This window comes from Streptomyces sp. NPDC031497, from assembly GCF_055580905.1.
This window is the reverse complement of the sequence record NZ_JBVIKO010000018.1, coordinates 145,060-168,776: the sequence shown is the minus strand read 5'-3', so window position 1 is coordinate 168,776 and position 23,717 is coordinate 145,060. Positions and strand designations below refer to the sequence as shown.

20 protein-coding genes and 1 riboswitch are annotated in these 23,717 nt (G+C 70.5%); of the genes, 7 read left to right on the top strand and 13 right to left on the bottom strand.

From position 1 onward, the window contains the following. Window positions 1-104: 104 nt before the first annotated feature. A complete protein-coding gene (locus ACZ5K7_RS32030) occupies window positions 105-629 on the bottom strand; it encodes a hypothetical protein (protein WP_351693975.1) in 525 nt (174 codons plus the stop codon). Window positions 630-955: 326 nt separating this feature from the next. On the opposite strand from ACZ5K7_RS32030, the gene recQ reads away from it, so the two are divergent. After that, window positions 956-2,968: a DNA helicase RecQ gene (gene recQ, locus ACZ5K7_RS32025; RefSeq protein ID WP_468918862.1), complete on the top strand. Its 2,013-nt coding sequence runs from the start codon at window positions 956-958 to the stop codon at window positions 2,966-2,968. Between the two features lie 30 nt (window positions 2,969-2,998). Here the strand turns inward: recQ and ACZ5K7_RS32020 are convergent, their stop codons facing one another. The 9 genes from ACZ5K7_RS32020 to fahA all read right to left on the bottom strand — a co-directional run bounded on the left by ACZ5K7_RS32020 (window position 2,999) and on the right by fahA (window position 13,330). After that, on the bottom strand, window positions 2,999-5,770 hold the full coding sequence (locus tag ACZ5K7_RS32020) for a fumarate reductase/succinate dehydrogenase flavoprotein subunit (RefSeq protein ID WP_468918687.1): 2,772 nt from the start codon (window positions 5,768-5,770) through the stop codon (window positions 2,999-3,001). 11 nt (window positions 5,771-5,781) lie between these two features. After that, complete coding sequence (locus ACZ5K7_RS32015) at window positions 5,782-6,552, bottom strand: ABC transporter ATP-binding protein (RefSeq protein WP_468918684.1); 771 nt, start codon at window positions 6,550-6,552, stop codon at window positions 5,782-5,784. Beyond that, a complete protein-coding gene (locus ACZ5K7_RS32010) occupies window positions 6,536-7,447 on the bottom strand; it encodes an ABC transporter permease (protein WP_468918681.1) in 912 nt (303 codons plus the stop codon). Before ACZ5K7_RS32010 ends, ACZ5K7_RS32015 begins: the two co-directional genes overlap by 17 nt. Beyond that, window positions 7,444-8,790 carry an ABC transporter substrate-binding protein gene (locus ACZ5K7_RS32005; RefSeq protein ID WP_468918678.1) on the bottom strand — a complete coding sequence of 449 codons (1,347 nt, stop codon included), beginning with the start codon at window positions 8,788-8,790 and terminating at the stop codon, window positions 7,444-7,446. The genes ACZ5K7_RS32010 and ACZ5K7_RS32005 overlap by 4 nt, the downstream gene beginning before the upstream one ends. Window positions 8,791-8,806: 16 nt before the next feature. Continuing rightward, complete coding sequence (locus ACZ5K7_RS32000) at window positions 8,807-9,034, bottom strand: 4Fe-4S dicluster domain-containing protein (protein ID WP_351693958.1); 228 nt, start codon at window positions 9,032-9,034, stop codon at window positions 8,807-8,809. A 34-nt stretch (window positions 9,035-9,068) separates the two neighbouring features. Beyond that, complete coding sequence (locus tag ACZ5K7_RS31995) at window positions 9,069-9,860, bottom strand: GntR family transcriptional regulator (RefSeq protein ID WP_351693955.1); 792 nt, start codon at window positions 9,858-9,860, stop codon at window positions 9,069-9,071. Window positions 9,861-10,072: 212 nt separating this feature from the next. Further along, a complete protein-coding gene (locus ACZ5K7_RS31990; protein WP_468918673.1) occupies window positions 10,073-10,669 on the bottom strand; it encodes a tetratricopeptide repeat protein in 597 nt (198 codons plus the stop codon). Between the two features lie 224 nt (window positions 10,670-10,893). Next, window positions 10,894-11,832, bottom strand: a complete 939-nt coding sequence (locus tag ACZ5K7_RS31985) for a M56 family metallopeptidase (protein ID WP_468918670.1) — start codon at window positions 11,830-11,832, stop codon at window positions 10,894-10,896. 280 nt (window positions 11,833-12,112) lie between these two features. Continuing rightward, window positions 12,113-13,330 carry a fumarylacetoacetase gene (fahA, locus tag ACZ5K7_RS31980; RefSeq protein ID WP_468918860.1) on the bottom strand — a complete coding sequence of 406 codons (1,218 nt, stop codon included), beginning with the start codon at window positions 13,328-13,330 and terminating at the stop codon, window positions 12,113-12,115. Between the two features lie 275 nt (window positions 13,331-13,605). On the opposite strand from fahA, the gene ACZ5K7_RS31975 reads away from it, so the two are divergent. Together ACZ5K7_RS31975 and ACZ5K7_RS31970 are read left to right on the top strand one after the other, a co-directional pair. After that, the gene (locus ACZ5K7_RS31975) at window positions 13,606-14,850 is read left to right on the top strand and encodes a carboxylate--amine ligase (RefSeq protein WP_468918667.1); all 1,245 of its coding nucleotides are present in this window, start codon (window positions 13,606-13,608) and stop codon (window positions 14,848-14,850) included. A gap of 26 nt (window positions 14,851-14,876) precedes the next feature. Next, entirely contained in the window at window positions 14,877-16,073 is a 1,197-nt protein-coding gene (locus ACZ5K7_RS31970) for an FAD-dependent oxidoreductase (protein WP_468918665.1), read from the top strand. A 136-nt stretch (window positions 16,074-16,209) separates the two neighbouring features. Here the strand turns inward: ACZ5K7_RS31970 and ACZ5K7_RS31965 are convergent, their stop codons facing one another. Further along, entirely contained in the window at window positions 16,210-16,800 is a 591-nt protein-coding gene (locus ACZ5K7_RS31965; protein WP_468918662.1) for a hypothetical protein, read from the bottom strand. 146 nt (window positions 16,801-16,946) lie between these two features. Between ACZ5K7_RS31965 and ACZ5K7_RS31960 the strand changes: the two genes are divergently transcribed. Then, entirely contained in the window at window positions 16,947-17,753 is an 807-nt protein-coding gene (locus ACZ5K7_RS31960) for an HAD family hydrolase (protein WP_468918659.1), read from the top strand. Window positions 17,754-17,762: 9 nt separating this feature from the next. Here the strand turns inward: ACZ5K7_RS31960 and ACZ5K7_RS31955 are convergent, their stop codons facing one another. Beyond that, entirely contained in the window at window positions 17,763-18,251 is a 489-nt protein-coding gene (locus ACZ5K7_RS31955) for a transglycosylase SLT domain-containing protein (RefSeq protein WP_351693935.1), read from the bottom strand. A 3-nt stretch (window positions 18,252-18,254) separates the two neighbouring features. After that, window positions 18,255-18,452, bottom strand: a riboswitch (cyclic di-AMP (ydaO/yuaA leader). Window positions 18,453-19,123: 671 nt separating this feature from the next. Then, window positions 19,124-19,582 carry a CocE/NonD family hydrolase gene (locus ACZ5K7_RS31950; RefSeq protein ID WP_468918656.1) on the bottom strand — a complete coding sequence of 153 codons (459 nt, stop codon included), beginning with the start codon at window positions 19,580-19,582 and terminating at the stop codon, window positions 19,124-19,126. Between the two features lie 444 nt (window positions 19,583-20,026). Between ACZ5K7_RS31950 and ACZ5K7_RS31945 the strand changes: the two genes are divergently transcribed. The 3 genes from ACZ5K7_RS31945 (at window position 20,027) to ACZ5K7_RS31935 (ending at window position 23,663) form a co-directional block, all read left to right on the top strand. Beyond that, window positions 20,027-21,034, top strand: a complete 1,008-nt coding sequence (locus tag ACZ5K7_RS31945; protein WP_468918653.1) for a polyprenyl synthetase family protein — start codon at window positions 20,027-20,029, stop codon at window positions 21,032-21,034. A gap of 172 nt (window positions 21,035-21,206) precedes the next feature. Further along, entirely contained in the window at window positions 21,207-22,163 is a 957-nt protein-coding gene (locus ACZ5K7_RS31940) for a CHRD domain-containing protein (RefSeq protein WP_468918651.1), read from the top strand. 264 nt (window positions 22,164-22,427) lie between these two features. Then, window positions 22,428-23,663, top strand: a complete 1,236-nt coding sequence (locus ACZ5K7_RS31935; protein ID WP_468918648.1) for a LolA family protein — start codon at window positions 22,428-22,430, stop codon at window positions 23,661-23,663. The last annotated feature ends 54 nt before the right edge of the window (window positions 23,664-23,717 follow it).

Sequence of the window (23,717 nt, the reverse complement as noted above, 5' to 3'; positions counted from 1 at the left end):
GGTGTCGGCGCTGGCCCACGCGCGCGTGCGCGGCGGCCACAGGGCCACAGGGCCACAGGGCCACAGTGATACGGGCTACCGGCGCGTCACCGCGCCGGCCGCGGCTACGGGCAGGTCACCGTCGGGTTCCACGGCGCGAACACACCGCTCGGGTCGTCCTTCCAGATCCAGGCGCGCAGCGTGTACACGGAGCCGACGCCGGGCAGCGTCACCGGTCCCTGGAACGTCTGCCCGAACAGCGTCGGCGCGGTCGTAGCGGTGTTGTCGGCGCGCACGATCCATTCCACCCCCACCAGGGAACGGTCGCCGTCGCTGTCGGTCTCGTAGAGGAGACCCGCTGGCTCGGCCGGGTCGAGGCTGCCGACATGGGCGAGGTTCACGTAGTGGTGGCCCGCGCCTCCCTGGCCGGTCGCGGTGTCCTTGGTACATCCGCCGATGGGCTTGTACCCGTCCGTGACCGCGAACGGCTCGTACTGGTAGTCCGCCGTCGCCGTGTACGTCGGGGTCAGATCCGTCCACAGGAACGGGTCGGCCTCGGGGACGGGAGCCGCGCCGGCGGGAACCGCGGCCAGAGCGAACGGCACGGCCAGCGCCAGAACGGCGCCGGCGGTGCGGGACCTGAGAGACATCCTGATGCTCCTTGGGGCGGAAGAGGCACGCGAGTGCGGCGCCTCCGTACAACGCGGGCCTCCCCGGTCCCGCCCGTGCAGCATGGCCCGCGCCGCTTCCGGGCCGCCACGCGAGGACGGCCAAAGGGCTGAGGACGGACACCGCCGACGGGTGCTCGCCCACGATCCCTCTCCGTGTCCTTCCTCGCGTCCTTCCTCGCGTACGTCCCCGTCTCCGTGTCCGCGTCCTTTCCCGGGTGGCGGGCCTGTGGATAACTCCGGCGCTGTCGGTCCGTGCCCCTATCGTGGAGGCAGTGGTCGAGGGACGACGTACGGGGGACACGACGATGGGTGGGACGGGCGGAACCGACGAGATGCCAGGGACGACCGAGCCGCCGGGGACGCGGCAGACGCCCGGACCGGCGGACAGCGAGGCACTGGCCACGCTGCACAGGGTTTTCGGGTACGACGCCTTCCGAGGCGAGCAGGAATCGATCATCGAACATGTGGTGGCCGGCGGAGACGCCGTCGTCCTCATGCCCACCGGCGGCGGAAAGTCGCTGTGCTACCAGATCCCCGCCCTGGTCAGACCCGGTACGGGCATCGTGGTCTCACCGCTCATCGCGCTCATGCAGGACCAGGTGGACGCCCTGCGCGCCCTCGGCGTGAACGCCGGGTTCGTCAACTCCACCCAGGACTTCGACGAGCGACGCGTGGTCGAGGCCCAGTTCCTCGCCGGAGAGCTCGACCTGCTCTACCTGGCGCCGGAGCGGCTGCGCCTGGACTCCACACTGGACCTGCTCGCCCGCGGCAAGATCGCCGTCTTCGCGATCGACGAGGCACACTGCGTCTCCCAGTGGGGCCACGACTTCCGCCCCGACTATCTGACGCTCTCCCTCCTCGGCGAGCGCTGGCCCGACGTCCCGCGCATCGCACTCACGGCCACCGCCACCCACGCGACCCACGAGGAGATCACCCAGCGGCTGCACATGCCGGCCGCCCGGCACTTCGTGGCCAGCTTCGACCGGCCCAACATCCAGTACCGGATCATCCCCAAGGCCGACCCCAAGAAGCAGCTGCTCACCTTCCTCCGCCAGGAACACGAAGGCGACGCGGGCATCGTCTACTGCCTCTCCCGCAAGTCCGTCGAATCCACGGCCGAATTCCTGACCCGCAACGGCGTCGAGGCCGTGCCCTACCATGCCGGCCTGGACGCGCGCACCCGCGCGGCCCACCAGTCCCGCTTCCTGCGCGAGGACGGCCTGGTCGTGGTCGCCACCATCGCCTTCGGCATGGGCATCGACAAACCCGACGTCCGTTTCGTCGCCCACCTCGACCTGCCCAAGTCCGTCGAGGGCTACTACCAGGAGACCGGCCGCGCCGGCCGCGACGGCCTGCCCTCCACCGCCTGGATGGCCTACGGCCTCAACGACGTCATACAGCAGCGCAAACTCATCCAGTCCGGCGAGGGCGACGAGGCCTTCCGCCGCCGCGCCCAGGCACACCTCGACTCGATGCTCGCCCTGTGCGAGACCGCCCAGTGCCGCCGCGGGCAACTGCTCAAGTACTTCGGCCAGGACCCCGCCCCGGAAGGCTGCGGCAACTGCGACAGCTGCCTCACCCCGCCGGAGACCTGGGACGGCACCGTCGCCGCCCAGAAGGTCCTCTCCACGGTGGTACGACTGCAACGCGAACGCGGACAGAAGTTCGGCGCCGTCCAGATCGTCGACATCCTGCTCGGCAAGCGCACAGCCAAGGTCATACAGTTCGACCACGACCAGCTGTCCGTCTTCGGCATCGGCACCGACCTCGACGAAGGCGAATGGCGGGGCGTCGTCCGGCAGCTGCTCGCCCAGGGGCTGCTGGCCGTCGAGGGCGAGTACGGCACGCTGGCGCTCACCGAGGCCAGTGGGACGGTACTGCGGCGGGAACGGGAGGTTCCGCTCCGCAAGGAGCCGAAGAAGCCCGTGGTCTCCCGGTCCTCCGGGACGTCCGGGTCCTCGGGCAAGGGCAAGGCGAAGGCGGCTGTGGCGGAGCTGCCCGAGGACCTGCTCCCCGCATTCGAGGCACTCCGCGCCTGGCGCGCCGAACAGGCCCGTGAACAGGGCGTGCCAGCCTATGTGATCTTCCACGATGCCACGCTGAGGGAGATCGTCGGCCGATGGCCCGAGTCGATCGCCGAGCTGGCCACCGTCGGCGGCGTCGGCGAGAAGAAGCTCATCACCTACGGGGAGGGCGTGCTCGGAGTGCTGGCCTCCCTGAAGACACCGACCTCCCCGGCCCCCGCAACGGCGGGGACCGCGGACGAGGACCACTGGCCGGAGATGGACGCGGAGCCGGAGCCGGAGGACTGGATATAGCCCGGTCCGATCCCGGCGCGGGGACCCCGCTCAGAACCCCCGCGCCGCATACGCCCTGACATCCGCGTCCGAGTCCGCCGTCGCCGTGGCCAGCGCCGCGCGGGCTTCCTCGGCACCCGAGTGCCGGGTCAGGGCGAGGACAGCCGCCTTGCGGACATCGGCGTTCGGATCGGCGAGCGACTTGGCGAGGGCCGGCACCGCCACGCCGGCACCGGCCGCGCCCAGCGCCCGCGCCGCACCGACGCGCACCTGCCAGGCCGGGTCGGCCAGCGCGGCCACGGCACTCCCGGCCAACGGCGGCGGGCAGCCGACACCGGCAAGCGCCTCGTAGGCGGCGCCGCGGACCAGCACGTCGGGGTCACCGGCGAGAGCGGTGAGGGCGTCCAGGACACCGTCCACCCGAGCGGCGGCCCCGGCGGCTCCCACTGTCCCGAGAGCCTTCGCCACCGTCACCCGTACCTCCCGGGACGGGTCGGCGACGGCATCGGCCAGGACCTCGGCGGCGTCCACCGAGACCAGCGCCCGCACCGCCTCGATCCGTACCGCCGGATCTACGTCGGGCAGAGCGGAAGCGAACAGAGCGGCGTCGCCCAGCCGCAGCGCCCGCAGCACGTCCAGCGCCGCGGCCCGGACAACCGGGTCGGCCACCGCCAGCGCACCGGCCAGGGCATCCCGCAACGCCGGCTCGGGCACCAGCGTCTCGACCAACTCGCGCAACGAGGCCGCCGCGACCGAACGCACCCCGGCATCGGGATCGGCCAGCGCACCGGCCAGCGCCCGACCGGTGCCCATCGGAGCCGTCTCCGTCAGCACCGACACGGCGGTACGGCGGACCGAGGCATCGAGATCGGTCAAATAGGGCTCAAGAACGGCAAGTTCGGGCTCCTCCTCGGCGAGGGCGAGGAGCTCCAGAAGACGGGGCGAGGCCGGCTCGGCCCGGTCGGGTTCCACGGACCGGACGGCGCCGGCTGCCACCGGCCCCGTGGCCACCGGCGGCACATCACGGGCACCGGCCGTGGCCACGTCCAGCGGCCGCACCTCGCCGATGTGCCGGGACGGACCGCCGACCGGGGTGAACTCCTCGACCGGCACTAGATACGGAGCCACGGGACGAGCCGTGAACTCCATCGCACCAGAGGGGGACTTGTGCAGATCGAGATGGTGGAACCAGGAGGCGTCGTCACGCTCGGGGTGATCGACCCGGTCGTGGTAGAGACCCCAGCGGGACTCGGTACGGGCCAGGGAGGCACGGGCGGCCATCTCCGCGCAGTCGCGGATGAAAGTCACCTCGGCGCAGCGCATCAGCTCGTGCGGGGTGCGGGCACCCATGGCGGCGATGTCGTCCCGCATCCGCTCGAAGGACTCCAGGGCGAGGGAGAGCCGGGCCCCGGACTTCGGCGGCGCCACGTAGTCGTTGACGAAGCGGCGCAACTTGTACTCGACCTGGGGCTGCGGCGGCCCGTCCGGATTGCGCAGCGGACGGTAGATCAACTCGTGCGCCTCACGCAGCTGATCGGACGGCAGCTCCCCCTCGTACGCCGTGTACTGGGAGGCGTCCGCGCCGGCGAGATCCCCGAAGACGAACGCGCCGATCATGTAGTTGTGCGGGACGCAGGCCAGGTCACCGGCGGCGTACAACCGTGGGACGGTCGTCCGGGCGCGGTCGTCGACCCGGACCCCGGAGGCGGAGTGCCCGCCGCACAGGCCGATCTCGGAGATGTGCATCTCGACGTCATGGGTCCGGTAGTCGTGCCCCCGCCCGGAGTGGAAAGTGCCACGGGTGGGCCGCTCCGTGGAATGCAGGATGGACTCCAGAGCGGAGACCGACTCCTCAGGCAGATGACTCAGCTTCAGGTAGACCGGGCCGCGGTCGGAGGCGACCTCGGCGGCGAACTCGGCCATCATCTGCCCCGACCAGTAGTCGGAGTCGACGAACCGCTCACCGTGCCGGTTGACCTGGTAACCGCCGAACGGGTTGGCGACGTACGCGCAGGCAGGCCCGTTGTAGTCCTTGATCAGGGGATTGATCTGGAAACACTCGATCCCGGTCAGCTCGGCACCGGCGTGGTAGGCCATGGCGTAACCGTCACCGGCGTTGGTCGGATTCTCGTACGTCCCGTACAGGTAGCCGGAGGCTGGCAGCCCCAGCCGCCCGGCCGCACCGGTCGCAAGAATCACCGCACCCGCGCGGACGGTCACGAACGCGCCGGTGCGCGTGTTGAATCCCACCGCGCCCACCGCGCGCCCCTGCGCCGTCAGCACCCGCACCGGCATCATCCGGTTCTCGATACGGATCCGCTCCCGCATCTCACGACGCCGCAACTGCCGGTACAGGACCTTCTTGACATCCTTGCCTTCCGGCATCGGCAGTACGTACGAACCGGAGCGATGCACCTGGCGGACCGCGTACGCGCCATGCTCGTCCTTCTCGAACTTGACCCCGTACGACTCCAGGCGCTGGACCATGGCAAAACCACGCGTCGCCGTCTGCCGGACCGTGGACTGGTCGACGATCCCGTCGTTGGCACGGGTGATCTCGGCGACGTAGTCGTCGGGCTCGGCACGCCCCGGGACGACCGCGTTGTTGACTCCGTCCATCCCCATGGCGAGCGCCCCGGAGTGCCGGACGTGGGCCTTCTCCAGGAGCAGCACGTTCGCACCACGCTCCGCGGCGGTCAGGGCGGCCATGGTGCCGGCGGTACCACCGCCGACCACGAGAACGTCACAGGTCAGTTCCTCGGCGTCGGTGACGGCGGGAATCTCCAGGGGGGCGGGCGCGGGAGCGTTCACGGCAGTGGTCACCGGGATGCCTTTCAGATGCCGAGCGAGGAGAGGACGGCGCGGCGCAGGGCCACGCGGGCCGGGTCGTCCAGGGCGCCCCGGTCACGGGGACGCGGAACGTCACATACGGAGGCCACACGGCCGGCGGCGAGCAGGACGACCCGGTCGCCGAGGAAGAGCGCCTCGTCCACGTCATGGGTGACGAAGACGACGGTCGCACCCGTCCCGCCCCACACCTCCACCAGCAGGTCCTGCATGCCGGAACGGGTCTGGGCGTCGAGCGCCCCGAACGGCTCGTCCATGAGCACGGCCCGGGGCGAACCCGCCAGGGCCCGCGCCAGCTGCGCCCGCTGGCGCTGCCCACCGGACACCCGGTGCGGCAACTGCCCCGCCTGCGCGGCCAGCCCGACCCGGCCCAGCCAGGCATCGGCCTGCGAACGACGCCCGGCACGCCCGACTCCCTTGATGGCGAGCGGCAGTTCGACATTGCCCCGCAACGTGCGCCAGGGCAGCAGCGCGTCCTCCTGGAAGACCAGCGCCCGATCGGCCGACGGCCCCGTCAACGGTTCGCCGTCCTGCTCGACCGTCCCGGCCAGCGGGGACAGCAGCCCGGCGAACGTCCGCAGCAGCGTCGACTTGCCGCATCCCGACGGGCCCACGACGGTGAGGATCTCGCCGGGACGCACATCCAGTTCGACACCGTGCAACACCGCCACGTCCGGACGGCCGAGCACGGCCCCACCCAGGGTGAGCCGGGCCCCTCGCGCGAGCGCCGGAGCGGCCACCTCAGACGAAGTGCTCATCACGCGCCTCCTGGTCGGTGTCACTGCGGCCCTGCTGCTGGGCATCGGTCTGCTTCTTGGACTCGTCGTCGGCCGCCACTGCGACCGGGGTGGCGACGGCGGCCACCGGAGTGCGGGGCCGGCCGCCGGGGACGTACGACGTGCGGGGCAGCCAGCGGGTCAGGCGCCGGCCGAGGAGCTCGACAGCCGTGGAGGTGACCCAGCCGAGCACACCGATGGTGACCATCCCGACGAACACACCCGGGTAGTTGACGATCGTGTAGTCCTGCCAGGTGCGGTAGCCGACACCGTACTGACCGGAGATCATCTCGGCGGAGATCACACAGATCCACGAGACACCGATACCGACCGACAGCCCACCGAAAATGCCGGGCAGCGCACCCGGCAGCACGACCGAACCCAGGATCCGCCACCGGCCACCGCCCATGGTGCGCACCGCCTCCTCCCACACGGGGGTGAGGGCGCGCACCGCGTGCCGGGTGGAGACCAGGACCGGGAAGAAGGCGGCGGTGCAGGTGATGAAGACGATGCCCTGCTCATTGGAGGGAAAGAGCAGAATCGCGACAGGCACGAGAGCGATCGCCGGGATCGGGCGGATCACCTCCAGGACCGGGCCGAGCAGGTCCTCGGCGAGGCGCGAGCGGGCCACGAGCACGCCCGTCGCCACACCCAGGACAGCGGCCAGCAGGAAACCGGCGAGGATCCGGGTGAGGCTGTCGGTCAGGTCCGTCCAGTAGTCGCCGCCGGAGATCCGGTCGGCGAAGGCATGAGCGATGTCGGTGACCGTCGGGAACTGCGAGAAACGCAGCCATAGGTCGACCTTGAGGCTGGTCAGCAACTGCCACAACCCGAGGGCGGCGGCCAGCGACGCCACCCGCAGGACATACCTGCTCACGAGGCCCGCCGCAGCGCGTCGGCGTAGCTGACGACCTCGGCACCGCCGTGTGCGTCGACGTACGCTTGCGCGGTCGCCCGGGTCACGAACGGCAGCACCTGGTCACCGTCGGCCACCCACACCGCCTTGTCAGCGAACCAGAGCGTTCCGGTGGTTGCGTCGGGGACGTACGCGGCGCGAATGCCGTCACTGTGCTCGGCGACGTACCCGAGCAACTCCTTGGGGGAGTTGAAGCTGGTCGTCTTCTCGCTTCCCTTTGGCCACACCTCGCTCGCGGACGCCGCCGGCGTGGCGGCGAGCCGCTTGGCGTAGTCGTAGCTGCCCAGGGCCTTCTTCACGTACTGGTCGTCGACGAACGAGTCCACATCCACGTCACCGGTCAGCTCGGCGGCCTTGAGCACCGACACGTCCTGCTTCAGCGCGGAGACGAGCGCGGGCTTGACGGCGGGGTCGAACGTGGCGATGCCGTGCGCGCCGTTGTAGAGGTAGACGACCTCGGCGGGCAGATCGGTCGCATCGGCGATTTTCTCGGCTGCGGCCACCGGATGGGCGTTGAGGTAGTCGGTGGCCTCCGCCTGAGCCTTGAGGAAGGCCTCCAGGACGGCGGGTCGCTGCTTCGCGAAGTCCTCGCGGGCGGTGACGCCGTGGAAGGTGGGGAGGTTCAGCTGGGCGCCGTCGTACAGTGCCTTCGCCTTGTCCTGGTAGGCGAGCAATCCCGGCCAGGCCACGAACTGCGACAGCGCGTCCACGCTGCCCGCCGTCAGGGCCGAAGCGCCCACCGCGGGCTGCTGGTTGAGTTTGGAGATCCCCTTGTCCGGGTCGATGCCGGCGCGTTGGAGGGCGCGGACCAGGGTGCCGTCGGCGGCGGAGCCGATGCTCGTCGAGACCTTCTTGCCCTTCAGGTCCGTCAGCGAGGTGAGCTTGGAGTCGGGTCCGGTGACCACGGTGTTGAGGCCGCCGCGCAGGTTGTAGCCGGTGACGGAGACCAGACGCGTGGGCTGGCCGAGCTGTTTGCCGCGGGCCGCGTTGAGCAGCAGTGGGAAGTCGCCCATCGAGCCGATGTCGATCTTCCCAGCGGTCATCTGCGCCGTGATCGGTGCGCCTGTGGCGTAGTCCTGCCAGTCGACCTTGTAGGTGTGGCCGTCGTGGAGGGTGTTGAGCTGCTGCTCGAAGTAGCTGAGAGAACGCAGCAGGGTGCCCGCTGTGACGGTGTTGATGGTCTTGGACTGGTAGCCGACGGTGACGGTGACCGTCTTGCTGTCACCCGCCACGGCGCTGCCGCCGCAGGCGGACAAGGGCAGCAGAAGGAGGGCTGCGGATGCGGCGATCGCTGTGCGTTTCATGGGAGTTGTGGGCCTCTCACCGGAGCAGATAGGGCATGTTGACCGTCACGGCTCCGGTGGGGCAGCGGGCCGCGCACGGGCCGCAGTACCAGCACTCGTCGACGTGCATGTAGGCCTTGCCGTTGCTCTCGTCGATGGCGAGGGAGTCCAGCGGGCACATGTCCACGCAGAGCGTGCAGCCGTCGATGCACTTCGACTGGTCGATGGTCACGGGCACGTCGGCCCGCTGGGGCGCCAAAGGCATGGCTGTCTCCAGGAAACGGGTCAAGCGGAAGGGGTCAGAGGGAGCGGCGCAGGAGGCCGCTCATGGTGATGCGGTCGCCGCGGAAGCGGATGAACTCCAGGTCGACGGGCCGGCCGTCGGCGAGGTGCGTGAGCCGTTCCAGCATCAGGACGGCCGCTCCGCGGGGGGCCTGGAGTACGGCGGCGGAGTGTGCGTCCGCGTTCACCGCCTCCAGGGTGATCTCGGCGTGGCCCAGGGGCCGGCCGGTGATCGACTCCAGGAGCCTGAAGACGTCGTTGTTCTCCAGGTCGGCGCCGAGGAGCGCGGTACCGATGTCGAGGGGGATGTAGGTGAGGTCGAGGGAGAGCGGGAGGCCGTTGAGTCGACGCAGGCGTTCGATGTAGAGGACGTCCGCGCCGGGCGGGACGCGGAGGCGTTCGGCGACGGGGGCGGGTGCCGGGGCGGGGCCCATGGTGCGGACCTCGTTGGTGACCCGGCCGTGTTCGCGGAGGGTTTCCGCGAGGCCCATCAGACGGTCGAGCCCGTGCGGGTATTTCCGGGCGACGACCACGGTGCCCACGCCGGGGAGGCGGTCCACCAGGCCTTCCGCCCGCAGCAGGTCCAGGGCTTGGCGGACGGTGTTGCGGGTGGCGCTGTAGTCGGTGGCGAGAGTGGTCTCGTGCGGGAGGCTGCCGTCCGGGAAGGCGCCGGCGAGGATCTGGTGGCGCAGAAGGTCGGCGAGCTGCCGGGCCTGGTCCGCACGCAGCCGGCGACGCGTCCGGTGGGCGGCCACCGTGGTGGCGGCGCCCTGACCGGCGTGGTCTCGGATGCGGTCGGTGGCTGGCATGGCTCGAACCATACCTACGAGGTAGGGAATGGGGTGTTGCCGGATTGTTGCGCCACCTGAGAGCTCATCGAGCCCGCCGCTGACCTGGCAATTTGGGGTGGCGCGAGGAAGATCTGCCACCAGGGTGCGGGTCCGTTCACTCGCGCACCCTGGGGCCGTCGCGAAGGCAGATCTTGAACACGGGCGACGAGGACCGCCCCTCCGTCAGACGGTCAAGCCTGGACCATCGTGCGGGCCTGCTCGATCCACCCCGTCACGGCTTTGGCGCCGCAGCTCTCGGCGACCGCTTGCGCCTCGTCGAGGTGGTGGAGCGCGACCGCTCCGTTCCCCGTCTCGGCCGCGAGGTAGGCCAGTGCCACCAGGCCGGCCGCTTCCCCGGGCCTGAATCCGATCGCCCGGCGCAGCGACACCGATTCGGTCAACCGTTCACGGGCCTGGTCGAGGTCGCCCGCGTCCCTGTCGGCGAAGCCGAGGTGGCGTATCGCGTAGGACATCGTCATCCGGTCGTCGACGGATTTCGCCAGTGCGTACGACTGCTCGAAGTACGGTCTGCCGGTCGCGCCGTCGCCCTTCACCACCTGGTGCCAGCAGCCGATCCAGAACAACGCGTCCGCCTCACCCGACGCGTCCCTCAGCCGCCGGTACAGCTCGGCCGCCCGCTCGAACAGCACCAACTCCTGGGTGTTCTCCTCGCGGTCGTTCAGGAAACGCACATGCAGGACCTTGCCCCGCGCCATGGAGAGCGGCGCCTCGACAGCGTCCAGTACGTCGTCGGACCGGTCCAACGCGGACGTGTCGCCGACGAACATCGCCGCTTCGAAAAGCTCTCCGGCGTGCGTTACCCAATCCTGCCCTGGTATGTCCTGCATATCCTGCCCCTCCCCGTCGGCCGATGGCAGTGCCGAGGCTATCTGCGCGCCCTTGGCGGCAGGCGGGGGATTGCGCGGGTGGCTGAAGCTCGCCCACGGCCTGCACGTACGTCGTCCCTTGCGCTGCGAGGCCTTCGCCGGACTTCCGGGGAACGACAGGTTCCCTACCCGAGCGCCGTCAGCCCCGGTGCGAACGTGATCAGCAGCGGCAGCAGGGGTACCAGCCCGGCCACCGTCGTCGTCAGGGCCCGCTGGCGGCGCAGCAGCCGGGGTGGTGGTTCCAGGAGCCGGTCGACCCGCTCGCCGAGCAGCCGGCGGCTGGACGCACAGGACAGGACCCCGCGGTGCTGGTTCAGTTCGATCAGGGCCAGGGCCGTCGTGAGGTGGCCGCAGCGGCGGGATGCCGCGTCGTCTGCGGCGAGTTCGACGAGCCGGTGGGTCTGGTCGCAGAAGTGGGAGAACAGCGGCACGCGCGGGAAGCCCGTGGCCAGCGCGCTGGACAGGTGGAGCAGCCAGTTGTGGTGGGCGCGGGCGTGGCCCCGCTCGTGGGTGAGTACCGCGTCGAGCTGGTGGTCGGTGAGGCGGTGCAGTGCCCCGGTCGTCACGACCAGCTGCGGTGGATGCCCGGGCATCCACCAGGCGTCCGGGTATTCGTCCTCCAGCACCAGCATCGGCCCGCGTGCTGCCGGCAGCCCCGCCGGCAGTTCCGGTGCCCGTTCGCGCAGGTGTGCGCGAGTCTGGTCGCGGTGCCGCCGGGCCTCGACCAGTTCGCGGGCGAGCATCGCCGTCGTCCACGCGGCCCCGCACGCGAGGAGCACCGTGAGGACGACCGCCCACAGGGGCGCGACGGACAGGTCGTACGCCGCGGTGACCGCCGGTGGCGCCGGCGCGAACACCCGGTCGCGCACGGTGTGGAAGACGGCCGCCGCGCCCAGGACGAGCGCGGCCAGGCAGCACATCAGCACGGTGGCGACCAGGCACTGCCACACCCACAGCGCGACCACCGGCTCCCGCTCGGGCCACAGGGACTGCACCAGCGCACGCGGCGCGGGTACCGCGGCCGTCAGGGCGACGACGCTCAGCAGGAGCAGGCAGACGGTCATGCCGAGGCTCCGTTTCCCGATCGGAGAGGTGTGCGGGCGCGGGTCGTGCGGGGTGATGCGCCGTTGCGCGACAGGGTGCGTACGCCGGCGCATCACGTGAAGCGTGCGCCGTCGCCTCGCATGGTGCGCGTGCGGGCGCATCGCATGGTGCGTGTCCCGTCAGTATGACGGGACGGAGCGCCCAGAGTCAGGTGCCGACGAGGATCCGGGTGACCTCCTTGCCGAACTCCGGCGGACAGCGCGCTCTGCCCCTCCGCGCGCGGCCCGGCCCGGCCGCCCCTCACCCCGCCACGATCCGCCCGCTGACCTCGCCGAGTCCCACCCGGCTCCCGCCCGGCCCCGGCGCCCACGCGGACAGCGTCACCACATCACCGTCCTCCAGGTACGCCCGCTTGCCGTCCGTGAGTTCTAGCGGGTCCCGCCCGTTCCAGGTGAGCTCCAGCAGCGATCCGCGCTCCGCGGGTTCCGTACCGCTCACCGTGCCGGAGCCGTACAGGTCGCCGGTACGCAGTGAGGCGCCGTTGACGGTCAGGTGGGCGAGCTGCTGGGCGGCGGTCCAGTACATGGTGGAGAACGGCGGCTCGGACACCACCTGACCGTTGATCGCGATCGACATCCGCAGGTCGTAACCCGCGGGCTCCTCGGCTGAGTCGTCGAGGTACGGCAGCAGCGGATGCGTCCGCCGCGGCGGGGTGACCCGTGCGTCCTCCAGCGCGTCCAGCGGGGTGATCCACGCAGAGACCGAGGTGGCGAACGACTTGCCGAGGAACGGGCCGAGCGGGACGTACTCCCAGGCCTGGATGTCGCGCGCCGACCAGTCGTTCAGGAGCGTGAGCCCGAACACGTGCTCCCGGAAGTCGCCCAGCGCCACCGGCCGCCCCTGCTCCGACGGCGTGCCGACGACGAAGCCGACCTCGGCTTCGATGTCCAGCCGGACCGACGGGCCGAACACCGGCGCCTCCGAGGGGTCCGAAGACGTCTTCCGCTGGCCAGAGGGCCTTACGACGTCCGTCCCCGATACCACGACCGTGCCCGCGCGGCCGTGGTAACCGATCGGCAGGTGCTTCCAGTTGGGGGTGAGCGGTTCGGCGGCGTCGGGGCGGAAGATGCGGCCGGCGTTCCGGGCGTGGTTCTCCGAGGCGTAGAAGTCGACGTAGTCGGCGACCTCGAAGGGCAGGTGCAGGGTCACCGCGTCCAGTGGGTGGAAGAGGGGTTCGAGTACCTCGCGGTGTGCGGGCACGGTCGCCCAGGCGGTCAGGGCGCGTCGTACGTCCGACCAGGTGGTGCGGCCCGCGGCCAGCAGCGGGTTGAGGGTCGGGCGGGCCAGCAGCGAGGCGTACGGGGAGCCGAGCGCGAGAGCGGCGGCACCGGCGTCGAGGACGTGGTCGCCGAGGCGGACGCCGACCCTCCGTTCCGTGCTCTCGGGAGTCGAGAACACGCCATACGGGAGATTGTGCGGGCCGAAGGGGTCACCCTCGGGGACCTCGAAGGGGGGCAAGGGGGGCATGGGGTGGCTGCCTCGCTCTCATCCGTGCCGCGCCGGGCCGACTATGTGGTGACGTCGCTCTGATGTTGCGCGGCATTCCATGTGGTCGCGCCACACGTTACGGGTGAGTTGGCTGTCGTGGCAGTGTCTAAAGAGTTCGCAATGTCCGAATAGGCCTTGTCGGAGGGGTCAATTCCGGCTTAGCGTCCTTTGGGGGACACGGACGGGGTGGGTCCGGTCCGTAGGGGGGACACGTGGGGGGACCCGTGGCCAGGAATGCCGTCAGCATGCCGTTCGACGCGGATCGCGACGTGCCGGGCCTGATCGTCAAGTTCGGCGACTATCCGCTGCACCACGGCGGGGTCGGCGCGATTCGCAGTCTGGGCCGCCTGGGCGTTCCCATGTACGCGATCACGGAGGATGCCTACACGCCGGCGGCCTCCTCCCGTTATCTCAAACGGGCGTTCGTATGGCCGACAACAGGCGCCGAGGAACCGGATCATCTGGTCGAGGGACTGCTGCGCATCGGTCGGCGCATCGGCCGTCCGACCGTGCTGGTCCCCACCGACGAGGAGGCCGCCGTCCTGATCGCCGAGCACCAGGACGCGCTCGGCGACCGTTTCCTCTTCCCGCGCGTGGAGGCCGCACTGCCGCGTCGGCTCGCCAGCAAGCAGGGGCTGCACGAACTCTGTGTGGAACACGGCATCCCCAGTCCGGCGGCCGCCTTCCCGCAGTCGTACGACGAGATCGTCGACTTCGCCGAGAAGGCCCGCTTCCCGATCGTCGCGAAGAACCGCGAGGCGTTCGTGCGGCGCAGTCAACCCGCCGTCAATGGCACGACGAAGATCGCCACTCGCGAGGGACTGCTCACTCTCGCGCGTGACTGGGGCACCCATCCGGGTGTCATCCTCCAGGAGTACCTCCCGAGGGAGGACGCCGAGGACTGGATCGTGCACGCCTACTTCGACGCCGACTCGAACCCGCGCGCCCTGTTCACCGGCGTCAAGGTGCGCTCGTGGCCGCCGCACGCGGGCATGACCGCGAACGCGTACGTCGTCGACAACCCGGAACTCGCCGACCTCGCCGCGCGCTTCATCAAAGAGATCGGCTTCAGCGGCATCATCGACCTCGACCTGCGTTTCGACCGCCGTGACGGGCAGTACAAGCTGCTCGACTTCAACCCGCGCATGGGCGCCCAGTTCCGGCTCTTCGAGAGCGAGTCGGGGGTGGACGTGGTCCGTGCCATGCACCTGGATCTGACCGGGCGCCGCGTTCCGGAGGGGGAACAGCGCGCCGGCCACCGGTACGTCGTGGAGAACATCGACCTGCCCGCCCTCCTCGCCTACCGCCGCAGCGGCTATACGACGCCGCACGCACCCGAGCGGCCGAGCGGGACCGAGCTGGCCTGGCTCGCGGGTGACGACCCGCTGCCGTTCGTCACGATGCTCGCCCGCTTCGTGCGTCCGGGCGCGAAGCACCTCTATCAGCTGTGGCGCACCAACCGCCGCGGTTCCAGCACCTCCACGAAGTAGGCACCACGTTCCTGGGGAGGGACTTCGTGATCCAACCGGTAGCAGTCATAGGTGCCGGGCCTTTCGGCCTGTCCACCGCCGCCCATCTGCGGGCGCGCGGCATCCCCGTCCGGGTCTTCGGCGACCCCATGGTCAGCTGGCGCGACCACATGCCCGAGGGCATGCTCCTGAAGTCGACGCCCGCCGCCTCCAACCTCGACTGCCCGCAGCGCGGGCACACCCTCGCCGACTACTGCGACGCGGCGGGCCTGCGCAGGCTGGTGACCGACGAGGACATCATCCCGGTGGAGACCTTCATCGGCTACGGCGAGTGGTTCCAGCAGCAGCTGGTGCCCGAGCTGGAGCGGGTCCGGGTGGTGTCTGTGGACCGCGACAAGGCGGCCGGGTTCGAACTCAAGCTGGACTCGGGGGAGTTGTTCACGGCACGCGCGGTCGTCGTCGCCACCGGCCTGTCGGGGCTCGCCCACCTTCCCGCGGAGCTCGCGGGAGCGGCGGCGGACGGCCCCGCGGGGCCCGTCTCGCACAGCTCCCAGCACCATGACCTGACCCGGTTCTCCGGGAAGGAACTGATCGTCGTCGGGGCCGGGCAGTCCGCGCTGGAGACAGCGGCTCTCGCGGCCGAGGCGGGCGCCCAGGTGCGGGTGGTCTCACGTGGACGCGGCAAGGTCGCCTTCGGTGCCCCGCCCTGGGACCAGCCCCGGCTGCGCCCGGAGTCCCCGTTCGGCCGGGCCTGGTCGCTGTGGGCGCTCAGCTACTACCCGCACCCCTACCGCTACCTCCCCGCGCAAACCCGCCACTACCTGGTCCGCCGGGTGCTCGGCCCGCTCGGCGCCTGGTGGCTGCGCGACCGCTTCGAGGGCAAGGTCCAGGTCCACGAGGTCGCCGGCGTGAGCGGCGCCGACACCTCCGACGGCGCCCCCGTCCTCACCGTCCGCACCCACGACGGACGCACCGACCGGCTCGCCGCCGACCACGTCGTCGCCGCCACCGGCTACCGCGTGGACACCGCGGCGATGGACTTCCTCGGCCCCGAGCTGCGCACCCGCATCGCGGTCAGCCGCGGCGCCCCGAAACTCGGCGCCGGATACGTCTCCTCCGTGCCCGGCCTGTACTTCACCGGCCTGCCCTCGGCGGCGTCGTACGGACCGGTGATGCGGTTCGTGTGCGGTACGGAGTTCGCCTCGCCGCGTCTGGCCAAACACCTGGCCGCCGCCCACGCCTGACACCCACCCGGGGGCCGGGCCACCACCCACCCCGAGACAAGGCCGCCACCCACCCCGGGGCTGGGCCACCACCCGACCCACCTCCGGAGCCGGACCGCCATCCACTCCCGGGGCCGGACCGCCACCCGCCCCGGGGCTACGCTTCCTCGGCCGCCCGCTGCCAGGCCAGGAACTCCTCGATCAGCTCGGACGGGTTGGCCGCCTGTGTGGCCTCGACCTCCCAGCCCGGGCAGTACATGTCGAAGACCACCACCGGCAGCGGATGCCCGAGTACCTTCTCGATGCGGCCCCCGGCATGCAGATCCTGGGCCAGCCGTATGCACGCGTCGGCGAAGTGCAGCCCCAACAGGTCACGCTTCGCGTCCAGTTCGGCGTCGTCGCCGTCCCCGTCGAACCAGAGTCCGAGCCGTCGGACCTCTTCGGCGTACAGCGCGCCGCCGACCGGGTCCTCGGGACAGTTGCCGAGCATCTCGAAGCCGTCGAGGAGCCAGCACGCGTAGTTCCAGCGCGCCTCGCCCGGGTCCGCCTCGTTCCGTTCGGCCTCGTACTGGCTCTCGGTGTTGTAGCCGATCGCCACGTACGGTCTGCGATCGTCGTGCTCGACACGCCAGATGCGGAACGACAGCGCGTAGATCTCCGGCCGCAGCTCCCGCGGGAACCGCTCCAGCACCCCGGTCGCCGCCTCCAGCAGATGCTCCCGGAAGTCTCCCGGTCCGTCCGTCGCCACGCCCGCCCCCCGTCCCATCGGTGCAGTCAACCCACCGCCAACGTAACGCGCCCCACTGACAACGCCCCATCACGGCGACGGCGGGCGCCACTTGAGGCCGAAACGCACAGTGAGTCTCAGGGGCGTGCTGTCCGTATTCTCTGATCATGGTCGCACCCACCCCGTACGCACTGATCGCCACCGACCTGGACGGCACGCTGCTGCGCGCCGACGACACCCTGTCGGAGCGGACGCTCGCCGCGCTCGCGCGGGCCGGCCGGGCCGGCGCCCGGCATCTCGTGGTGACCGGCCGCCCCGCGCCGAGAGTGCGCCCCCTCCTGGACGACCTCGGCTGCACGGGACTCGCGGTCTGCGGCCAGGGCGCGCAGGTGTACGACGCCGGCGCGGACCGGCTGCTGTGGTCGGTCACCCTGGACCGGGAACTGGCGGAGACCGCCCTCGGCAAGATCGAGGCCGAGGTCGGGCAGGTGTACGCGGCGGTCGACCAGGACGGCGTGGACGGGCTCACGCTCATCGAGCCGGGCTACCTGATGCCCCACCCCACGCTGCCCGCGCTGCGCGTCGGCCGGCGCGACGACCTGTGGTGCGCGCCCATCAGCAAGGTGCTGCTGCGCCACCACACCCTGTCCGACGACGAACTGGCGGCGACCGCGCGCGCGGTGGTGGGATCGCTGGCGACGGTCACCATGTCGGGGCCGGGAACCGTCGAGCTCCAGCCGTGCGGGGTGACCAAGGCGACCGGCCTGGCGCTGGCCGCCGACCACCTGGGACTGAGCTCCGGACAGGTCGTCGCCTTCGGGGACATGCCCAACGACATCCCCATGTTCGACTGGGCGTCCTATGGGGTGGCCATGGCCAACGCCCATCCCGAACTCAAGACGGTGGCCGACGAGATCACCCTGTCGAACGAGGACGACGGCATCGCCGTCGTCCTCGAGAGACTCTTCAGCTGACGGCGCCGGTCAGTACGCGCCGTGCACGTTGTCCATCGAGCCGTACCGCGCGGCGGCGTAGTTGCAGGCGGCGGTGATGTTCGCGACCGGGTCGTAGATGTCGAACGACGTCCCGTCCACGTGGTAGGTCTTGAACGTCGGGTCGATCACCTGGAGCAGGCCCTTGGAGGGGATGCCGGCGGCCGCGTTGGAGTCCCAGAGGTTGATGGCCTGCGGATTGCCGGAGGACTCACGCATCACGTTGCGGTAGATGCCGTTGTAGCTGCCCGGGATGTGCTTCTCGGCCATGATCGCGAGCGACTCGCGGATCCAGCCGTCGAGGTTGTTCGGGTACCCGGCGAGCGTCGTCGAGGCCGTCGAGGTGGTGGAGGTGGCGGCGGAAGCGGCCGTCGCCCCGATGAGCGGGAGGGCGAGCACGGCGGCGCCGGTGCCGGCGATGGCGAGCGTGCGGATGACGCGGTTACGGCGGGGACAGCGGTGCCGAGCGGCAGCAGACATGGCGTGGTTCCTCTCCGTCGCCTGCGAGGTGAGCTGTCGGGTTCGGGCCCGGGGAGTGCCCGGCCGCTCCGCCCTGAGGCGAGACGACTTAACCCCTAGCCGTTCCGGTACGACGTCCGTCGGTGACGTCGGTCGCCCGGTCCGGCGACTTACCTGGTTTCCCCGCTCCTGCCGTGCGAATGGACTCGTCGATGGGTCACGACGGGCGGCGGCAGGATTCGGCGTCCGCCCGGCGAGCGGGAACGTATGCGAGAGCACATGTCCGGAACAAGTACCTGATTCACACAACACACCGATTGACCTTGATCTGAGTCGTATGGGCCGCTTGATCCTTTGCGGCTGCCAAGTCTCAACTCGCCCACAGGAAAAGGAGAGAAAGGTTCGCCTTACCACCCCTGTGGCACTCAGGGCCACGTGACCTACTTCACGAAACGGCAATTACGGCGAATCGGACAAGACGGATTCATGGAATCCGTTTTTCCGGGCATCGGCGGAAAAGTTCCTCGCCGCCATTCCTATGGATTGCCCTGATGGGGATGGATGAAGTGGCCCGCGTCACAGGTAACTCGCGAGATTGTCCGAATTGCCTAATTCGATGGAATTCCGGCTCGGCGGGGGTGAACCGATGGGGTCCGACCAGGTGTGGTCGGCAGCGGGTTCTGTGCATCCGGTTCATCCGGTTGGGTGCCCCCCTGGTGTGCCTTCGGGAACTCCGTACGGTCCTGCTACGCGCGCGTGCCGCGCTGATCGCGCGCGCCGGGGAGGTGGGCGCCCGGCAGCTTCGGCCGCTCGGGCACCTCGGAGGCCGTCGGGCGGCCCAAGGTCCAGGAGGCCGCCAGGAGTTCGCATGTGACGGGCGTACGTGATTCCGGTCACGCCTTAGGGGGAGGTGGCGGGCTCATCGACCCGGCGGCGGGCAGGAAGGCCGTCCACGCGCGCGTGTCCACCGTGAGGGCGGAACCTCCGCCGTACCGCGCGTCGTTGTCATGGTGGCCGTCCGTGGAGCGGGCCACGGCGACCGCCTTGAGCGGCTCGGGCGCGAGGGCCGCCGTCCGGAGGAAGATGCAGCCGTCCCAGGAGGCGCCGGCCGTGCCGACGCTCGCGTTTGCACCGGGGCCGCACTGTCGGCCGTTCGACGGTCGCGGGTCCGCCCTGCAGGCCGGTCGGTACGTGCCCGTGGCGCATGGAGCCGCGGGTGGGGGGGGCGAGGGCGAGCTGCGCGCATGGGCGGGCTCGTCCGCCGGTGCACGCCACGCGCGTGTGCGCGTGGAGACGCGTGGAGGCGACGTTCCGAAGGCGAAGGGCGTGCGGAGGTCCTCGTGCGTGATCACGTAGGGGATGAGGGTGAGGATGGCGGTATGGGCGTGGATCGGCGCGGTGTGCCTCCGTCGGCTTTGACGGGCGGCGGAGGGGGTACCTCCGGGCAGGTGATGTCGGACGGAGAGGGTGCGACCGTCCGTGGCCGGTGGTCTGCCGGACGGTACGGCGTCGGACGGGGTGACGGCGCTGGTCCGGGACGCGGTTCACGCCTCGGTCGGGGACACGGCTTACACCCCGGTTCGGGACAACTGTCGGTACTTCCTGTTAAGTCATTGGATGTCAGGTCGTATCGGCTGATCAAAAACATACCGGTCGTGATCCGATAGCGCCCGGGGTGTAACGGTGGGCGCCCTCGGTGATCGAAACCTGACCGGATACGCTGACTTGAGTGATGGCAGCGACCTATCGACAAACCGTGTAATCGCCAGTGGACACCAGCAGACAGGAGACCCCTCGTGACCGTCGGGCCGTTCGGGCTGAGCGTGCGGGACCAGGCTCTGGAAGCCGATGTCCAGGCCGGATTGACGGCTGTCGAGGAGGGCTTGCTAGAAGCCACCAAAAGTGAGGTCCCGTTCATCACCGAAGCCGCGCAGCACCTCGTGCGGGCCGGCGGGAAGCGGTTCCGGCCGCTGCTGGTGATGCTGGCCGCGCAGTTCGGTGACCCGTACGCGCCGGGTGTCGTGCCATCGGCCGTGGTCGTCGAGCTGACCCACCTCGCCACGCTGTACCACGACGACGTCATGGACGAGGCGGCCGTGCGGCGCGGGGTCGACAGCGCCAACACCCGCTGGGGCAACTCGGTCGCCGTCCTCACCGGCGACTTCCTCTTCGCCCGCGCCTCGCAGATCCTCGCCGACCTCGGACCCGAGGCGGTGCGCGTCCAGGCCCTCGCGTTCGAACGGTTGGTGACGGGCCAGATCCTGGAGACGGCGGGTCCCTCGGACGGGCGTGACCCGGTCGACCACTACCTCGACGTGCTCGGCGGCAAGACCGGCTCGCTGGTCGCGGTCTCCTGCCGCTTCGGTGCGATGATGTCCGGCGCCGACGAGACGGTCGTGGACGTCCTCACCCAGTACGGCGAACGCCTCGGTGTCGCCTTCCAGCTCGCCGACGACGTCCTGGACATCGCCTCCGACTCCCACGAGTCCGGCAAGACCCCGGGGACCGACCTCCGCGAGGGCATCCCCACGCTTCCGGTGCTCCGGCTGCGGGAGCGGGCGGCGCGGCTGGGGATGGCCGAGGACATCGCGCTGTGCGAGCTGCTGGACTCCGACCTCACGGACGACGCGCGGCACGCGGAGGCCCTGACAGCCCTGCGGGCGCATCCGGCGCTGGAGCAGGCGCGCCGGGACACGGTCCGGTACGCGGAGGAGGCCCGGGCCGCACTGGCGCCGCTGACCGAATGCGACGCGAAGGTGACGCTCCTGGAGCTGTGCGACGCGGTGGTGCACCGGGCGGGATAGCCCCCGGCCGGTTCTGCCGACCCGGTTCCCCCGAGAGGCCGAGCCCGCGGGGCCAATCGTCGTGATGCACGTCACACTGCTGGACTGAGTCCAATCTAGGATCTGTTCCGTACCCCTCCCCAGAAGCCGACGCAGGGGGCGTCGGCTGACACAGGGGGGAGAAAACGGAATCATGGTCATCAACGCAACGCGTCGCAAGAGCCTTGTCGCCGCAGCCATCACCGTGACCGCTCTCGGCGGTGCCGCCGTCCCGGCATCCGCCGTCACCAGCCACAGCCCGGCCCGGCTCGGCTCCGTCGGCCACAGCTCCACCGGCTCCAGCCGCTCCGTCGTCCTCGTCGCCAGTCTGCGCGGCGCCAACGAGGTACCCGTCGCCGGTGGGCCCGCCGTCGGGGACAAGGACGGCGTGGCGCTGGAGTTCATCCAGGTCAAGGGGGACAAGGTGACCGTCGCCGTGACCTGGCGCGGCACCGGCAGGCCGACCGACCTGCACATCCACCAGGGCGCCAAGGGCGCCAACGGCGGGGTGAAGATCGACTTCGGGAAGCTGCTGAAGAAGGCCAAGGGCCACAGCGTCACCGGCAGTGTCAAGGTCACCGACAAGGCCCTGCTCAAGCAGCTCACCACCGACCCCGGCGCCTTCTACGCCAACCTGCACACCGCCCAGTTCCCGGGCGGGGCGATTCGCGGCCAGCTGCACGCCGTCACCACCGTCACCGACCTCAAGGGCGGCGGCCTCCAGGCCTCCGTCATCACCGGCAAGCAGATCTACGAGTGCAAGGCGGCCGACGGCGGCGGCTATGCCTTCGCCCAGCGTGACGTCAGCGCCAAGCTCGGCGGCGGCATCCGGCACTCCTTCGTCGCACCCGGCTCCGGCACCCCGCAGTGGGTCGCCCCCGACGGCAGCGCGGTCACCGGGACCGTCCTGACCAAGACGCCGAACGGCGACGGCAACATCCCCGAGCTGGATCTCACGACCACCCGGTCGGGCAAGAAGCACGGCCTGCTCGCGCACACCGGCGAGATCCTGCGCCTGAACACCGTCGGCGGCGTGGCCCCGGCCGGCTCCTGCACCCCGGGTGCCGTCGTCGGCGTCCCCTACCGGGCCGACTACGTGTTCATTCAGTGACACTGAGTGAACATGGCACGTGACAGCAGGACAGGAGGCGCCTTCGCCGCACGACCCCTACGGGTCGGGGGAGGCGCCTCCACCCTTGTGTCATACCGCAGGCGTACACGGAGTTGGCTCCCGGGTCTGACGCTTGAGAGGCCCCGATTTGGTGAGATGGAAACCACGGAAATCACCACCGCTCACCGATTCGGGTGAGAATGGCGGCTCAGGGTGGGAACACGTGCGAGCACAGCCGCCGCCGACGACGGAGGTAAGGCACACATGGCACCGTACGAAACCGAGGACAGCACGGGGGCCGCGCAGGCCGACGACGAGCTGCGCGCCGAGCGGCGGCGCAAGGCCGCGCGATACGTCGTCCCGGTCGCGGTCATGGGGGTGGCCGCGGCCACGATCGGGCTGGTTCCGGCGCTCGCCGACTCCGGCGACCCCGACCTGCCGAAGATCACCGCTCAGCAACTCATCGACAAGATCGCCAAGTCAGACGTGCAGCAGCTGTCCGGCACGGTGAAGATCAGCACCGACCTGGGCCTGCCCGACCTCGGCGGTCTGGAGAGCGGCCTGATGTCCGGCGCGGCCCAGGGCGGCGACGGCTCGTCCGCCGACCCGTCGACCAAGCTCACCGAGCTGGCCTCCGGCACGCACACGCTGCGCGTGGCCGCCGACGGCCCCGAGAAGCAGAAGGTGTCGCTGCTGGAGAGCGGCGCCGAGTACAGCCTCATCCACAACGGCACGGACGTGTGGGGCTACGACAGCAAGTCCAACGAGGTCTACCACTCCACCGCCGCCGACTCCGGCAAGGCCGAGCAGCACGAAGCCCCGGCCACGCCCAAGGACTTCGCCGACGAGGTCCTCAAGTCGGTCGACGACACCACGTCGGTGAAGGTCGACGGCACCGCCCAGGTGGCCGGCCGTGACGCCTACCGGCTCGTCATCAAGCCCAAGCAGTCCGGTACGACGGTAGGCGCGATCAGCATCGCGGTGGACGCCAAGACCGGTACTCCGCTGAAGTTCACGCTCACCCCGTCGAGCGGCGGCGCGGCCGTGATCGACGCCGGCTACACCCAGGTCAGCTTCGCCGAGCCGGCCGCCTCGACCTTCGACTTCACCCCGCCCAAGGGCGCCAAGGTCACCGAGGGCGACAGCCTCGACAAGGCGCACCGGGCCGACAAGGGCGACAAGGGCGACAAGATTACGAAGTCGCCTGGTCAGGGCGGATCCGAGGAGCTCGGCAAGAACGGCTTCGACGTCCTCGGAAAGGGCTGGAACTCCATAGCCGTCCTCGACACCGGCAGCAAGGGCGGGCTGCCCGGCGACTCCGCCTCCGGCGGTGACCTCGGCGGCTTCCTCGGCTCGCTCGGCGACCCGGTCTCCGGCAAGTTCGGCAAGGGCACGGTCTTCTCCACCCGGCTGATCAACGCTCTGATGACGGACGACGGCAAGGTCTACGTCGGCGCGGTGGACAAGGCGGCACTGGTGAAGGCGGCGAACGCGGGGTAGCAAGGGCGGGACAGGTACCCCGCTAGCCTGTGCCGCACGACGAATCGAGGGAGC

Bases quoted from the DNA above. Each gene is read 5' to 3' on its own strand.
- ACZ5K7_RS32030 (WP_351693975.1), bottom strand. From the start codon at position 629: ATGTCTCTCAGGTCCCGCACCGCCGGCGCCGTTCTGGCGCTGGCCGTG.
- recQ (WP_468918862.1), top strand. From the start codon at position 956: ATGGGTGGGACGGGCGGAACCGACGAGATGCCAGGGACGACCGAGCCG.
- ACZ5K7_RS32015 (WP_468918684.1), bottom strand. From the start codon at position 6,552: ATGAGCACTTCGTCTGAGGTGGCCGCTCCGGCGCTCGCGCGAGGGGCC.
- ACZ5K7_RS32005 (WP_468918678.1), bottom strand. From the start codon at position 8,790: ATGAAACGCACAGCGATCGCCGCATCCGCAGCCCTCCTTCTGCTGCCC.
- ACZ5K7_RS32000 (WP_351693958.1), bottom strand. From the start codon at position 9,034: ATGCCTTTGGCGCCCCAGCGGGCCGACGTGCCCGTGACCATCGACCAG.
- ACZ5K7_RS31995 (WP_351693955.1), bottom strand. From the start codon at position 9,860: ATGCCAGCCACCGACCGCATCCGAGACCACGCCGGTCAGGGCGCCGCC.
- ACZ5K7_RS31990 (WP_468918673.1), bottom strand. From the start codon at position 10,669: ATGTTCGTCGGCGACACGTCCGCGTTGGACCGGTCCGACGACGTACTG.
- ACZ5K7_RS31985 (WP_468918670.1), bottom strand. From the start codon at position 11,832: ATGACCGTCTGCCTGCTCCTGCTGAGCGTCGTCGCCCTGACGGCCGCG.
- ACZ5K7_RS31975 (WP_468918667.1), top strand. From the start codon at position 13,606: ATGCCGTTCGACGCGGATCGCGACGTGCCGGGCCTGATCGTCAAGTTC.
- ACZ5K7_RS31960 (WP_468918659.1), top strand. From the start codon at position 16,947: ATGGTCGCACCCACCCCGTACGCACTGATCGCCACCGACCTGGACGGC.
- ACZ5K7_RS31955 (WP_351693935.1), bottom strand. From the start codon at position 18,251: ATGTCTGCTGCCGCTCGGCACCGCTGTCCCCGCCGTAACCGCGTCATC.
- ACZ5K7_RS31940 (WP_468918651.1), top strand. From the start codon at position 21,207: ATGGTCATCAACGCAACGCGTCGCAAGAGCCTTGTCGCCGCAGCCATC.
- ACZ5K7_RS31935 (WP_468918648.1), top strand. From the start codon at position 22,428: ATGGCACCGTACGAAACCGAGGACAGCACGGGGGCCGCGCAGGCCGAC.